Raw genomic sequence first — 241 nt, 5'->3', positions numbered from 1 at the left:
CGAAAATAAGAGAAAATGCAGAAAAAAGGCTGAATAGTACATGCTATCAGCCTTTTTTCGCATATATGAGCCCTTGCCCCAATATATATGTATCAGACCACTGACCAATTAGCTTAGGAGGCGAGAGGCGTGCACGATTACATCAAGGAGCGGACGATGAAAATCGGCCACTACATTGTGGAAACCCGTAATACCGTTCGCAAGATTGCCAAAGAGTTTGGCGTGTCGAAAAGTACGGTGC

The 241-nt window shown here is 44.8% G+C and carries 1 protein-coding gene; it reads left to right on the top strand.

Features of this window, described 5'->3' with window-relative positions; all coding sequences use genetic code 11:
- Positions 1 to 129: 129 nt before the first annotated feature.
- Positions 130 to 241, top strand: a 112-nt coding sequence (locus LKX83_RS32835) for a sporulation transcriptional regulator SpoIIID (RefSeq protein WP_370639184.1), incomplete at its 3' end; no start/stop codon positions are given.

The organism is Cohnella baijiui (assembly GCF_020731285.1).
Classification (GTDB): domain Bacteria; phylum Bacillota; class Bacilli; order Paenibacillales; family Paenibacillaceae; genus Cohnella.
This window is presented reverse-complemented; position numbering and strand designations above follow the sequence as displayed.